This window comes from Xanthomonas sp. LMC-A-07, assembly GCF_030208825.1.
Lineage (GTDB): Bacteria > Pseudomonadota > Gammaproteobacteria > Xanthomonadales > Xanthomonadaceae > Xanthomonas > Xanthomonas campestris.
In genome coordinates, this window is record NZ_JARVTF010000013.1 from 1 (window position 1) to 13017 (window position 13017).

The 13017-nt window shown below is 65.5% G+C and carries 10 protein-coding genes and 4 tRNA genes; 6 read left to right on the forward strand and 8 right to left on the reverse strand.

All coding sequences use genetic code 11. The features are described from left to right. Nucleotides 1-2: 2 nt before the first annotated feature. The 3 genes from QRM89_RS13940 to QRM89_RS13950 all read left to right on the forward strand — a co-directional run bounded on the left by QRM89_RS13940 (nucleotide 3) and on the right by QRM89_RS13950 (nucleotide 1031). A tRNA-Glu gene (locus QRM89_RS13940) sits at nucleotides 3-78 on the forward strand. Between the two features lie 748 nt (nucleotides 79-826). Continuing rightward, a tRNA-Ala gene (locus QRM89_RS13945) sits at nucleotides 827-902 on the forward strand. A 53-nt stretch (nucleotides 903-955) separates the two neighbouring features. Continuing rightward, nucleotides 956-1031 (forward strand) — tRNA-Glu (locus QRM89_RS13950). Nucleotides 1032-1308: 277 nt separating this feature from the next. Here QRM89_RS13950 and QRM89_RS13955 read toward each other — a convergent pair. Together QRM89_RS13955 and QRM89_RS13960 are read right to left on the reverse strand one after the other, a co-directional pair. Further along, nucleotides 1309-1485 (reverse strand): hypothetical protein, encoded by a 177-nt coding sequence (locus tag QRM89_RS13955; RefSeq protein ID WP_011037297.1) that lies wholly within the window; start codon nucleotides 1483-1485, stop codon nucleotides 1309-1311. A gap of 272 nt (nucleotides 1486-1757) precedes the next feature. Continuing rightward, nucleotides 1758-1844: transfer RNA gene (locus QRM89_RS13960), tRNA-Leu, on the reverse strand. 139 nt (nucleotides 1845-1983) lie between these two features. On the opposite strand from QRM89_RS13960, the gene QRM89_RS13965 reads away from it, so the two are divergent. After that, nucleotides 1984-2364, forward strand: coding sequence for a response regulator (locus tag QRM89_RS13965; protein WP_029216977.1), 381 nt, complete (start codon nucleotides 1984-1986; stop codon nucleotides 2362-2364). Nucleotides 2365-2429: 65 nt separating this feature from the next. Continuing rightward, complete coding sequence (locus tag QRM89_RS13970; protein WP_285448286.1) at nucleotides 2430-5870, forward strand: PAS domain S-box protein; 3441 nt, start codon at nucleotides 2430-2432, stop codon at nucleotides 5868-5870. A 36-nt stretch (nucleotides 5871-5906) separates the two neighbouring features. Here QRM89_RS13970 and QRM89_RS13975 read toward each other — a convergent pair whose 3' ends face one another. Continuing rightward, a complete protein-coding gene (locus QRM89_RS13975) occupies nucleotides 5907-8270 on the reverse strand; it encodes a Tex family protein (protein ID WP_285448287.1) in 2364 nt (787 codons plus the stop codon). A gap of 104 nt (nucleotides 8271-8374) precedes the next feature. After that, nucleotides 8375-8602: a hypothetical protein gene (locus tag QRM89_RS13980; protein WP_042599220.1), complete on the reverse strand. Its 228-nt coding sequence runs from the start codon at nucleotides 8600-8602 to the stop codon at nucleotides 8375-8377. A 192-nt stretch (nucleotides 8603-8794) separates the two neighbouring features. Between QRM89_RS13980 and QRM89_RS13985 the strand changes: the two genes are divergently transcribed. Beyond that, nucleotides 8795-10006 carry an FAD-dependent oxidoreductase gene (locus tag QRM89_RS13985; RefSeq protein ID WP_285448288.1) on the forward strand — a complete coding sequence of 404 codons (1212 nt, stop codon included), beginning with the start codon at nucleotides 8795-8797 and terminating at the stop codon, nucleotides 10004-10006. On the opposite strand, the gene QRM89_RS13990 is transcribed toward QRM89_RS13985, so the two are convergent. From QRM89_RS13990 to phaE, 4 genes are all read right to left on the reverse strand, one after another. Further along, the gene (locus QRM89_RS13990) at nucleotides 9964-10479 is read right to left on the reverse strand and encodes a hypothetical protein (protein WP_285448289.1); all 516 of its coding nucleotides are present in this window, start codon (nucleotides 10477-10479) and stop codon (nucleotides 9964-9966) included. The two genes, QRM89_RS13985 and QRM89_RS13990, sit on opposite strands and share 43 nt — an antisense overlap. Continuing rightward, nucleotides 10449-10649 (reverse strand): PspC domain-containing protein, encoded by a 201-nt coding sequence (locus QRM89_RS13995; protein ID WP_011037304.1) that lies wholly within the window; start codon nucleotides 10647-10649, stop codon nucleotides 10449-10451. The genes QRM89_RS13990 and QRM89_RS13995 overlap by 31 nt, the downstream gene beginning before the upstream one ends. A gap of 102 nt (nucleotides 10650-10751) precedes the next feature. Next, nucleotides 10752-11828, reverse strand: a complete 1077-nt coding sequence (locus QRM89_RS14000) for a class III poly(R)-hydroxyalkanoic acid synthase subunit PhaC (RefSeq protein ID WP_011037305.1) — start codon at nucleotides 11826-11828, stop codon at nucleotides 10752-10754. Beyond that, nucleotides 11825-12997: a class III poly(R)-hydroxyalkanoic acid synthase subunit PhaE gene (phaE, locus tag QRM89_RS14005; protein ID WP_285448290.1), complete on the reverse strand. Its 1173-nt coding sequence runs from the start codon at nucleotides 12995-12997 to the stop codon at nucleotides 11825-11827. The genes QRM89_RS14000 and phaE overlap by 4 nt, the downstream gene beginning before the upstream one ends. Nucleotides 12998-13017: the final 20 nt, after the last annotated feature.

Sequence of the window (13017 nt, forward strand, 5' to 3'; positions counted from 1 at the left end):
GCGTCCCCATCGTCTAGAGGCCTAGGACACCACCCTTTCACGGTGGACACCGGGGTTCGAATCCCCGTGGGGACGCCAATCATCAAAAAGCCTCGGCATTGCCGGGGCTTTTTTCTTGCGTGCAATTTTTGCCAGATGTGCCAGAGCAGTTTGGTGATGCCTCACTGGCGACACGCGTTGTGCGATTGCGTGTTGAAGCGTCTTCGAAGCTGGCCGGAGTTGCAAGATCGGTCGAAGTGCGTGATTCCGATTGCGTGTGCATGACCTGGCGCTGCGACCACGACGCGCCGAGCCGAGCCGCGCCGCGCCGGAGTAAGACTTCACCACCTGCGCATTTGCGTGCGCCCTCGCCTTTCAAGCAGAGCAGACGATATGCACGCTGCTGCACACGTCACCTCGCTTGTCACCGCTGCAGCGACGCAGCGACGAGAACAGCACTTGGACGCAGCGCACGAAATTGCCTTTCCCCGCTTTGCACTAGCGTTCGGGCATGATGTGCACCCTTGTGACTGCAACCTGCAACGCACTCACTAGTTCGCCACTAACGACTGCAGTTCCGCGAAACGAAAAACTAGACAGGAAAAGTTTCGAGATCAGCTGCGCATCGCAGCATGCCTGGCTAACCCGATGAGCAAAGCAGTACACACCTGACGCGCGTCGCTTGCTGACGAGATCAGCGACAAAGGGAAGCGCCGCACCAGTGCCCGACACGACACAGCGCGTAGGCCGATCAGAACGCTGGCGCGTTAGCGCATGAAAAAAAATGTATCCGCGCCTCTTCCCAATCCGGTTTCAGACCGCTATCATTACCGGCTCGCAGCATCGTGGGGCCATAGCTCAGCTGGGAGAGCGCCTGCATGGCATGCAGGAGGTCGGCGGTTCGATCCCGCCTGGCTCCACCAACTTTCGGACAATAGGCCGTCCGCAAGCTGACAACCGGGTTGTTCGTTTATGCGTCCCCATCGTCTAGAGGCCTAGGACACCACCCTTTCACGGTGGACACCGGGGTTCGAATCCCCGTGGGGACGCCAACGACAAGAAGCTCCGCACTGCGGGGCTTTTTTGTTGGGCGACGTTGAGCATTGCGGATGCGCTGACCGCGCCGGGCGGCGCGTGGCGCGCACCCGAACTGTGCTCCAGGTTTCCGGGCTCGCGACTGCACGCACCCCGATTTAAACGTTGGCTGCGCGCCTGCGCCCTGGGCTGCTTAAAACCAGTAGCCCCGCTTCTGCGGCCAACGAATCGACTGTCGCAACCAGGCGCCAGGAGTGGCGCCGCGTGCCACGCCAGCCGCTCGTCGTCATCGCGTCAGACCTGCCCGTCGTCAAGCGCCTTGCGCCCCTCGTGCGTCAGATCGATATCTGCGTCTTCCGCATGAGTCGCATAGCCAGCGCGTACCGCCCAATCGGCCTCTTCTTCGCTCACCGGCGTGGTGGCGTGGATGTCGCGAAGAATGCGCAGCTTCTGTTCTGAGTCGATCGCCATGATGGGCACCTGATCTTGAGGGAGGCCTCAAAGGTACGGACTAGGCGTGATGGCTGCGTGCCTGTGCGAACACTCTTGCTCGCCAAACAACTCAGACAGCCAACGTGCGACGGCAACTCCGATGTGCGGGCACTGAGCATCCATGGCAATGCATCCCCACATATCGCAGCAGCCCGCCTGCACCCGGCCGCAAAGCGGACCCGGCGCACAGCGGAAACGTAAAAGCCCGCCTGGATGACTCCAGGCGGGCTTTTAGATGTACCGCAAGAACTTGGTGCCGAAGGTGGGACTCGAACCCACACGCTTTTAAGGGCGGCGGATTTTGAGTCCGCTGCGTCTACCGATTCCGCCACTTCGGCGTGGCCGCGCAGTATAGCGAGTTGTCAACGAAACGAACAGTGTCAGGAATTGCCTGACGAATTCATCTGCAAGCAGCGTCAGCAACGCGGCGCTCAGCCTGGGCCGATATACTCACCGGCTACCGTGAAGGAGTAAGCAATGTCGGCGTTGCGTGGAGTTCGGGTACTCGTGGTCGAAAACGATGACATGAATGCCATGCTGCTCGAAATGCAGCTGATCCAGGCGGGTGCGGCAGTGGTCGGGCCCGTGGGTGAGGTCGACGACGCGCTGCAGCTGATCGAGGCCGATGCGCCGGATACCGCCGTGCTGGACTATCGCCTGGGCAACGGCCAGACCAGCGAACCGGTTGCGCGGCGGCTCACCGAACGCGGCATTCCCTTTGTGCTGGCCACCGGCGTGGCCAGTGCCAGCATCCCGCACGGGTTTGAACGCGGGGTCATTCTCACCAAGCCGTACATGTCCGACGAGCTCGTCGATGCCCTGGCCAAGGCGCGCCAGCGCAGCGGTGCCAGCAGCTGACGCGTTGTCAGCGGCGACGTTGTCACTAGAATCACTGCATCCAGGGCTGACAGGTGGGATGCACCATGACCATCGCCGCGCCGGCCGTTGTTGAGTTGCTGCCAGAGCATCGCGAAACCGTGGCGCTATTGCCGCATGCGGACGAAAGCGTCCTCGCCCTGCTGAGCGAAAGTCCTGCGCTGTCGACCGCGCTTTCGCTTTGCCTGCATGCGCGGGTGCCGATGGTGCTGGTGTGTGGCGAGGCCTCGCACTGCCTGTACAACGATGCCTGCATCCCGCTCCTCGGTGCGCTGCATCCGCACGTGTTCGGCCAGCCGCTCGCTGCAGTTGCCGCCCAACGCCTGGGGCTGGCGGGAGCGACAGACAGACAGCAGCCTCCTGAGCCATCGGCATGGTCGTGCAGCCCGGTGCTCGAAAGCGGCAGGCCGTTGGGCCAGCTGTATATCGCTGCCCATCCGCACGGACAGCCGTCGCAGTGGCACGGCAATACGCTTGCGGCAACAACCCTGGCTCTGCCGTCGCCCACAGACGAACGCAGCCACGACAGCTTTCTATTGCGACTGGAAGATGCCCTGCAGCATGTCTCCGACCCGCGCGCGATTGTGGACACCAGCGTGCGCCTGCTCGGCGAGCATCTGCGGGTCAACCGCTGCGCATTCGGCCTGGCGGCGGAGGACCACAGTGTGATGCACGTGATCAGCGACTACGTGCAGGACATGCCCAGTCTCAAGGGAGATTTTCCGTTGGAAGCCGCGCACGGGCTGCGCGATGCGCTGCTGGAAAACCGCCCCTGGTTCACCACCGACGCGATGGCCCCCGGCGCGCCGGACTACGTGGTCGAGCAATACCGGCATTCCGGCCTGCGCGCGTCGCTGGCGATTCCGTTGCACAAGCATGGCCAACTGGTCGCGGCAATCGGCGTGCATCAACGTGCACCGCGGCAGTGGGCCTCCACCGACATCGAACTGGTGCGGCTGGTGGTGGCACGGTGCTGGGAATCGATGCAGCGGGCCAAGGCGCAGCGCCAGTTGGCGGCCAGCGAGGCGCGGCTGCGGCGGCTGGCCGACACGGTGCCGCAGATCATCTTCATCGCCGATCCGGCAGGCCAGCCGGACTATTTCAATCAACGCTGGTACGAATACACCGGCCTGAATCCAGACACGGAGGCCAGCGCCGCGTGGCAGCAGGCACATTCGGCCGCAGGCTTGCGCATGTCCGGCCAGGCGTGGGCGCTGGCGCTCAATGGCGAGCGCGCCTACGAGATCGAATGTGAGCTGCGCCGCCACGATGGGCAGACCCGCTGGCACCTGGCGCGTGCCCTGCCCGTCCGCGACGAACATGGACGCATCAGCGAGTGGATCGGCACCTACACCGATATCCACGACCGCCGCGGGTTCGAGCACAAGCTGCGCGAAAGCGAGGCGCGCTTCCGCGCATTGTGCGAGACGGTGCCGGCGATGATCTGGATGGCGGACGTGGACGGCAACTGCGTCTACTGGAACCCGCAATGGTATGAGTTCACCGGCCAGGGCGAGGAACAGGCCCTGGACCAGGGCTGGTGGAATGCGATGCATCCCGATGATGCGGCGCGTGTACGGCATGCCTTCGAGCAGGCGCTCGATGCACGCGGCGCGTTCATCGCCGAATACCGCATCCGCCGCCACGATGGGCAGTACCGCTGGTGTATCGACACCGCGTCGCCGCACTTCGGCAGCGACGGGCGCTTCCTGGGCCACATCGGTTCGCTGACCGATATTTCCGACCGCAAGCGGATCGAAGATGCCACCGCATCGGACCGCGCGATCCTGAGCCTGATCACGACCGGTGCGCCATTGACGGTGGTGCTCGATGCCATCGCGCTGAGCGTGGAAGCGCGCGGCGAAACACCGCTGTATTGCGCAGTGATGGTGCTGGATGAGGAGCATCAGACCCTGCAGTTCGCGGCGGCCCCGCATCTGCCGCGCGATTACAGCGGTGACTTCGAGAATGCGCCGATCGGGCCCACTGGCCCGCCGTGCGCGCGCTCGGCCCATAGCGGCCTGCAGGTGATCTGCGAGGACATCGCCAACGATCCGCGCTTTGAAGACCACCGCGCACTCTCGGCGGCGATGGGGATTGCCGCCTGCTGCGTCACGCCGATTCTGGGCAGCAATGGCGCCGTGTTGGGCACGCTCAACATCTATTACGCGCAACCGCATCTGGCCTCGCTGCGCGAACAGGCCATGGCACGCTCGGCCTCGCACCTGGCCGGCATCGTGATCGAGCGCACGCGCGTGGATGCCAAACTCAAGGCCTCGCTGCAGGCTGAAACCGCTGCACGCAATCAGGCCGAACACGCCAGCCGGGTCAAGGATGAATTCCTGGCCACGCTCAGCCACGAACTGCGCACGCCGCTCAATGCGATCCTGGGATGGTCGCGCTTGATGCAGGCCGATGCCTTCGAGCCGGCCAAGCTGGGCAAGGGGCTGGTAGTGATCGAGCGCAGTGCGCGCGCGCAAACGCAGATCATCGACGACCTGCTGGATATGAGTGCGATCCTGTCCGGCAAGATCCGCCTGCAGCCCGAACACTTCGACATCGCCGGGCTGGCGCGCAGCACCGTGGAATTGATGCAGCCCACCGCACAGGCGCGTCAGATCCGGCTGGAACTGGATGCGCCGCTGCAAGGCAGCCTGTGGTTCTTCGGCGATGCCGGGCGCCTCCAGCAGGTGCTGACCAACCTGATCAGCAACGCGCTCAAGTTCACCGCACCCGATGGCGATGTGCGCGTGAGCCTGGAGGTGGAAGAGCAGCGCCTGCGCCTGTGCGTACGCGACACCGGGATCGGCATCGCCGCCGACTTCCTGCCGCATGTGTTCGACCGCTTCCGTCAGGCCGATGCCGGCACCACCCGCCGCGTGGGCGGATTGGGGCTGGGACTGTCGATTTCGCGCCAGCTGATCGATCTGCACGGCGGCAGCCTGGGCGCCTCCAGCGCCGGCGAAGGTCATGGCGCGACGTTTACCGTGGTGCTGCCGTTCCACCACGGCGTCAGCGACCAGCGTCCCGCACCAGAGCCCGCCCACACCGGCCCGCTGCCCACCGCCGCACATGGCCGGCTCGATGGCGTGCGCCTGCTGCTGGTGGACGACGACCAGGACTCACGCGAGGCGGTGATGCATTTCCTGATGCTGGCCGGCGCGCAGGTGCAGGCCGCCGGCTCGGTGGATGCAGCGGAAGCGCACCTGGCCGCGGCGCATTACGACGTGCTGGTGAGCGATATCGCCATGCCGCTGCGCGATGGCTACGACCTGATCCGCAGCGTGCGCTCGGGCCGGCCGGAACTGCCGCGGCACATCCGCGCGATTGCCCTCACCGCCTACGTGCGCGAAGAGGACCGCGACCGCGCCATCGTGGCTGGCTTCGACGCGCACATGGGCAAGCCGGTGGAGCCACCGGGCTTGATCGACCTGATCGAACGCCTGGTGCAGCCAGCCGGGACCGTACGCACCGACCCATCCGCCTGAACAACGCACCCTGGCGCGGGCCAGAGTGCGCTGTGATCAGCTGCGTTTGGCGCGCGCGAAGGCGTCGGCCAGTGCGTTGTTGGCGGGCGGCGCGCTGGTCCGCGGCTTGGCAGTGCCGGCTGCCGGGCCACGCCCGCCGCCACCGCCTCCATCGCGCCTGCCCTGCCCCGCGCCACGTGTGTCGCGTGACTGCGCGGCCGCGTCGGCCGGTGGCGGCGTATCCGACAACCGCCGGGTCAGCGCAATGCGTTTACGCGCCACGTCCACTTCCAGCACCTTGACCTTGACGATGTCGCCGGCCTTGACCACGTCGCGCGGGTCCTTGACGAAGGTGTCCGACAGCGCCGAGATGTGGACCAGGCCGTCCTGGTGCACGCCGATGTCGACGAACGCGCCAAAGGCCGCGACGTTGCTGACCACACCTTCCAGGATCATGCCGGGCTTGAGGTGCTTGATGTCCTCGATGCCCTCGGCGAACTGCGCCGCCTTGAATTCCGGGCGCGGGTCGCGGCCGGGCTTTTCCATTTCCTTGAGGATGTCGCGCACGGTGGGCACACCGAATTGTTCGTCGGTGAACTGCTCCGGCTTGAGCGCGCGCAGGAAGCTGCCGTCGCCCAGCAAGGCCTTGATGGGCTTGCCGGTGCTGCTGACGATGCGCTCCACCACCGGGTAGGCCTCCGGGTGCACCGCCGACACATCCAGCGGCTCATCGCCGTCGGCAATGCGCAGGAAGCCGGCGCATTGTTCGAAGGTCTTGTCGCCCAGGCGCGGGACCTTGAGCAGGTCCTTGCGGCGCTTGAACGGGCCGTTGTCGTCGCGATGCCGCACGATGTTTTCCGCCACCGTGCTGGACAGGCCCGACACGCGCGACAGCAAAGCCGCCGAGGCGGTATTGACGTACACGCCCACCGCGTTGACGCAGTCTTCCACGCGTGCGTCCAGCGCCTTGGCCAGGCGATATTGGTCCACGTCATGCTGGTACTGGCCCACGCCGATTGCCTTCGGCTCGATCTTGACCAACTCGGCCAACGGGTCCTGCAGGCGCCGCGCGATCGACACCGCACCGCGCAGCGAGACGTCCAGGTTCGGGAATTCCTTGGCCGCGAATTCGGACGCCGAATACACCGATGCGCCGGCTTCGCTGACCACGATCTTCTGCAGCTTGGCGCCGTCGCACAAGGCGATTGCCTCGCCGGCAAGCTTGTCGGTCTCGCGGCTGGCAGTACCGTTGCCGATCGCGATCAGCTCCACGTTGTGCTGCAAGCACAGCTTCTTGAGCGTCTGCAAAGACTGGTCCCACTGCCGCTTGGGTTCGTGCGGGTAGATCGTCTCGGTGGCTACCAGCTTGCCGGTGGCATCGACCACGGCGATCTTGCAGCCCGTGCGGATGCCCGGGTCCAGGCCCAGCACCACGCGCGGGCCGGCGGGCGCCGCCAGCATCAGGTCCTTGAGGTTGTCGCCGAACACCGCAATCGCCTCGGCCTCGGCCTTTTCGCGCGCCTGGTTGAACAGGTCCAGCAGCAGGTGCATGTGCAGCTTGGCGCGCCAGGTGAGCCGGCAGGCATCGAGCAACCAGCGGTCGGCCGGGCGGCCCTGATCGGCAATGCCGGCGTTGCGCGCCACGCGGCCTTCGGCGTACTGATGACCGGCGTCGGCATCGGTGCCCGGGTCCAGATCCAGGTACAGAAATTCTTCGCGGCGTGCCCGGAACAAGGCCAGCAGGCGATGCGAGGGAATCCTGGCCAGCGATTCGGCGTGGTCGAAGTAGTCGCGGTACTTGGCACCGGCCTCTTCCTTGCCCTCAGCCACACGCGCACGGATCACGCCGTTGTCGTTCAACCAGCCGCGCAGTTCGCCGACCAGTGCGGCGTCTTCGCCCCAGCGCTCCATCAGGATCGCGCGGGCGCCTTCCAGTGCGGCCTTGACGTCGGCCACGCCCTTGTCGGCATCCACGTAGGCCGCTGCGGTGGTGTCCGGCGCCTGGGTGGGGTCGGCCAGCAAGGTGTCGGCCAGCGGCTCCAGCCCGGCCTCGCGCGCAATCTGCGCACGCGTGCGGCGCTTGGGCTTGTACGGCAGATACAGGTCTTCCAGGCGCGACTTGGTGTCGGCAGCGACGATTTCGCTACGCAGTTCGTCGCTGAGTTTGCCCTGCTCGCCGATGCTGGACAGGATCGCGGCGCGGCGGTCTTCCAGTTCGCGCAGATAAGTTAGGCGCGTTTCGAGGTTGCGCAGCTGGGTATCGTCCAGACCGCCGGTGACTTCCTTGCGGTAGCGCGCGATGAACGGAACGCTGGCGCCTTCATCGAGAAGGGCAATGGCGGCGCGCGCCTGGGCGGGTTGGGCACCGATCTCATCGGCGATGGTGCGGGCGATCTGCTGGGCAAGCTGGGTGTCGTGCATGGCGGCGCGGTTGGAACCGCTTCACTGTCAAAAATGCATTTTCGCAGTGCCGGGGCGCCGCGGAAACCCGTTGACAGGGCCACCGTAAACCTATGCCGACGCGCTCAGCTGACGCGGCGTGCGTAATGGGTGGCGGCGCGCTCGACCAGAATGCTTTCGTGCAGCGATTCCAGCGCCATGACGCGGATCTTGCCCACGTCCTTGAGCGGCACCATGCGCTCCACATATACCTCCGGACCGGCCTCGGTCATGGTGCGCGACTTGCTGAAGCCGTACGGCACCACACCTTTATCGCCATCCTTGCTGCCACCGACGTACAGGACAATCGACATACCCTCACCTTCTTCTGCTGCTGTTGCTGCGTTGACGGCGCGAGCATAGCGAGCACGCCGTGAGGAGCTTTTCCACGCACGTTAACGCCGGCTGTTTGCGATTTGGTGACCGCGCGATGGCGGCTGCATGCGTCACGGCCGCTTCACCCCGCTTGATCGTCCAATCCAGTTCCGCCCGCTCACCGACACCGCATGAACCTCAAAAGTGGTTATCCGTTCTGGTCGATCCGCAACGGATTGATGCGTCCCTATCCGCGCCTGGAGCAGGACACCCAGTGCGAGGTGGCAATCATTGGCGGCGGTGTGACCGGGGCATTGATCGCGCACGAGCTGCTGCGTCACGGCCATGAGGTGGTGGTGATCGAACAACGTGAGATCGGCTGGGGCAGCACCTCGGCCAGCACTGCGTTGCTGCAATACGAGATCGACACGCCGATGGTGGATCTGGCGGCGCAATACGGTATGCCCGCCGCCACGCTGGCCTATGGTGCGTGCGCAAAAGCGATCCTGGATCTGCAGGAGCTTTGCGATGGCTTGGGCGGCTGCGACTTCACGCGCCAGGACAGCCTGTACTACGCCAGCCGTGCGCGGGATCTCAAGGATCTGAAGCGCGAACTGGACGCACGCAAGACACATGCGCTGCCGGTGGAGTGGATCGCCGGTGACGCGCTGTGGCACGACTACGGCGTGCGTTCGGAAGGCGCCATTCTCAGCCGGCTCGCCGCCAGCGTGGACCCCTACCGCCTGTGTTACCGGTTGTTCGCAGAATGCGAGCAGTACGGCGGCCGCATCTACGACCGCAGCCCCATCGCCACCCTCCAGGCGCATGACCAGCATGTCGATCTGCGCACCCAGGACGGGGTCAGCGTGCGCGCGCGGCACGTGATCATGGCGGCCGGCTATGGCAACCAGCAGTGGCTGTCGCAGCGGGTGGCACGCAACCGCAGTAGTTACGCTTTCGTCACCGACCCGCTGCACGACACCGACGTAGGCGCGCTCAAGCACACCATGATGTGGGAGACCGCGCGCCCCTACCTGTACGTGCGCACCACCGCCGATGGCCGCGTGGTGGCCGGCGGCGAAGACGACAACATTGATATTCCCGCGCGTCGCGATGCACGCGTGCTCAGCAAGATGGACACGCTGCTGAAGAAGATCGCCAAGGTGATGCCGGACGTGCGGCTGCGGCCGGTGTTCGCCTGGGGCGGCACGTTTGCCGAAACCGCCGATGGGCTGCCGTTCTTCGGCACGCATTCCGAGCACGGCCCACGTGTGGCCTTTGCCATGGCGTATGGCGGCAACGGCATCACCTACAGCGCGATCGGCGCCGGCCTGCTACGTGCGCAACTGGAAGCCCGCGCTCACCCGTTGTCGGACTTGTTCGGCTTTTCGCGACTGGGCTGAGACCACCACGGCCACCAACCGTGGCCGTGCATTGCGTAGGCATCTGCGGCGCGCTCCAGCGGGTTGCGCACGTGGATGCCGCCGCACAACAGATACACCGGAAGAAACAGCGGGCCGAGCAGCATGTATTGATACACGTGCGCACGCTCGTGATCGCCGAGCCGCACTGCTGGGTGCACGCAGCGACCGGCGGCATGCGCATAGGTGGCGCATTGCAACTCCAACGATGCGCCCTTTAACAAGATGACGTTGCCCAGCGTCATCGCCCCGCCCGGCCCCCATGGCCAGGCATGGAAGATCACTGCGCGCTCAGTGGCTGACCAGCTCGGCCGCGCGCCAAAACAGGTGCCGAACGCACCGATCGCCAGCCCGATGAGCGTGTTCGGCAACGTCCACAGCACGCCCAGCACCTGCAGCGCGCCCAGCCAGCGCGGGACGCGGCTCAGTCGGCCTGATTCGGGATCAGCAGCCACAGGATCAGGTAAACCAGGATGCCGGGAAATGCAGCCGAGGCGATCGACACGATCACGAACAGGATGCGCAGCAGGGTCGAGCTCCAGCCGAAGCGGCGCGCAATGCCGCCTACGACGCCGGCGATCATGCGGTCATTGAGGGAACGGGACAGTGCAGTGGTGGTAGACATGAGCAGCCTCCTGGAACGTGTCTCACAGTGTAGGCAGGCCAGCTACAGCGGATCGTGAGGGCACGCGTGCGTGGCGCAGCCTACCCCGTTGCATTCACTGCGTCAGCCGTTGCCGCCACGTGCCTGCAGCCAGCGATGGATCGCCACCGGCACCTCGCGCTGCGCACGGCCGGAGACGTAGATGCCGATGTGCCCACCGCGAAAGCTCAGCTCGGTGTAATCCTCGCTGCCCACCAACCCACGCAGGGCGCGCGAGGCATCGGGCGGCACCAAGTGATCGTGCTCGGCATAGATGTTGAGCACCGGCATGTCGACAGCGTGCAGATCCACCGCCTGCCCGCCAATACGCACATCGCCGGTGACCAGGCCGTTGCGCTGGTAGAACTGGGTAACGAATTCGCGGAACGCTTCGCCGGCCAGGTCGGGCGAATCGAAGATCCATTTTTCCATGCGCAGGAAGTCCTCCAGCGCCTGCTTGTCGTCGAGGATGTCGAGCAGCCCCACGTACTTTTGCAGGTTGAGCCGGAACGGCTTGAGCATCAGGTAACTGGCATTCATCAGATCCGCAGGCACATTGCCCATGGTGTCGACGAACAGATCCACATCGACCATGCGCGCCCAGTTGGAGAGCATGTTGTCGGGGGTGTGGAAATCCACCGGCGTGACCATGGTGATGAGATTGCGGATCTTGGCGCGCTCCAGCGCGGCGTAACACAACGCAAACGTGCCGCCCTGGCAGATGCCGAGCACGTCCACCGCCTCCAGACCCGACGCCGCACGCAGATGGTCCACCGCGCCATCGATGTAGCGCAGTAGATAGTCTTCCAGCGTGAGATAGCGTTCTGAGCGGTCCGGATACCCCCAATCCAGTACATAGACGTCCTGGCCGTGACCGAGCAGGCCCTTGACCAGCGAGCGATCGGCCTGCAGGTCCACCATGTACGGGCGGTTGACCAGCGCATAGACGATCAGCAACGGCGTACGTGCCACCGGCGCGGCATCGCCGACGAACCGGTACAGCACCACCTTGCCGTCGCGCCAGACTTCCTGCCGTTCGGTGACGCCGTAATCCACGTCTTCCACGCCGGGCAGCAGCTTGAGCCCTTCGCGCAGCTTGCGCTGCATCGACAAGGTCTCCTGCATCAGGTCCTCGGCACTGAATCCCAACGGGCCCTTCATGACTTGCCTCCGCGCGGCCCGGGCGCCGGTGCCTTGGTGGTCTTGGTGGCCTTCTTTGCAGCCGGCGGCGTGGTGGATGCCTTCGGTCTGGATGTCTCTGGCGCAGCTGCTGCCTTGCGCGTGGCGCGCTTGGCTGGCGCGGCCTCAGGCGGGGTTGTTGGCTTGGCCGCCGCACGTGGCGGTGCGCTGGTAGCAGCCGCGGGCGCCGGGCCCGCATCAGGCTGGGGCGCGGACGCCGCAGCCGGCTTGGCTTGCGCAGTGGGCGCGCCACGCAGCATGCGACGCACTGCCCGCTCCAGCTCGGCAATACGCCGGTGCGCGGCATCCATCTCGGAACGGGTTGGCATGCCGAAGCGCTCGCTCACCTGTTCCACTTCCTGTTGCAGGGCCGCGCGCAGCCGCATGTGTGCGTTGGCAAAGCCGCCGTAGACCTCGCGGAACTGATCCGACAGCGCCACGTCCGCATACGATTCTTCAGCCGCTTCGATCCACAGATCGAACAAGGCGCGCGCGCTGGTCAGCTGGCTGCCACTGGTTTCGTGTTCGCTCAACTTGCGTTCGAAGCGCGCAAACGCCTGGTCGATCGCAGCCTTGAGCTGCTCGGCATAGGCCTGCGACTGCGCCTGGTAATCCTGCTGCGCGCGGGCCAAGGTCTGCCAGCGCGATTGATGATTGCGATTGAGGCCGAAGGCCGGCATCTCCAGCCAGGCGGCATTGTCTTCGCGCCAGCGCTGCAACGCCTGCGCGGCTTCCTGCAACCACGGATCGAAGCCGCCCTTGCTGCCGCCACGCAGCGAGCCCAACGTCCATTGCATCAGTTGCTCGCCCTGCCCTTGCACGGCGTGCCGCCAGGCGTCGGAGACCGCGCTGGCAGAGGTATCGCGCCCGGCGAACTGCGCGGCCACCTGCTGCATGGTGCCGTACCAATCGCCGGCCTGGGTGCGGAAGCGGTTGATCGCATCCTGCGCCTGCGGCGCGGCCTGCGTGGGCAACACCTGCGACCACCAGTCGACCGCCTTGCGCCAGTCCTGCGGCGTCTCGCCAGCCGGGCCCGGCGGCGGTTGCGCGGCGGAAGCGGACTGGCCGTGGCGCATGGCATCTCCCCAGGCGCTCCAGTATTGGCGCGCCTTGTCTTCGAAGTTGCCGTTGTCCGAACCGCTGGTTGTCATCGTCCACTCCCGTGGCTGGT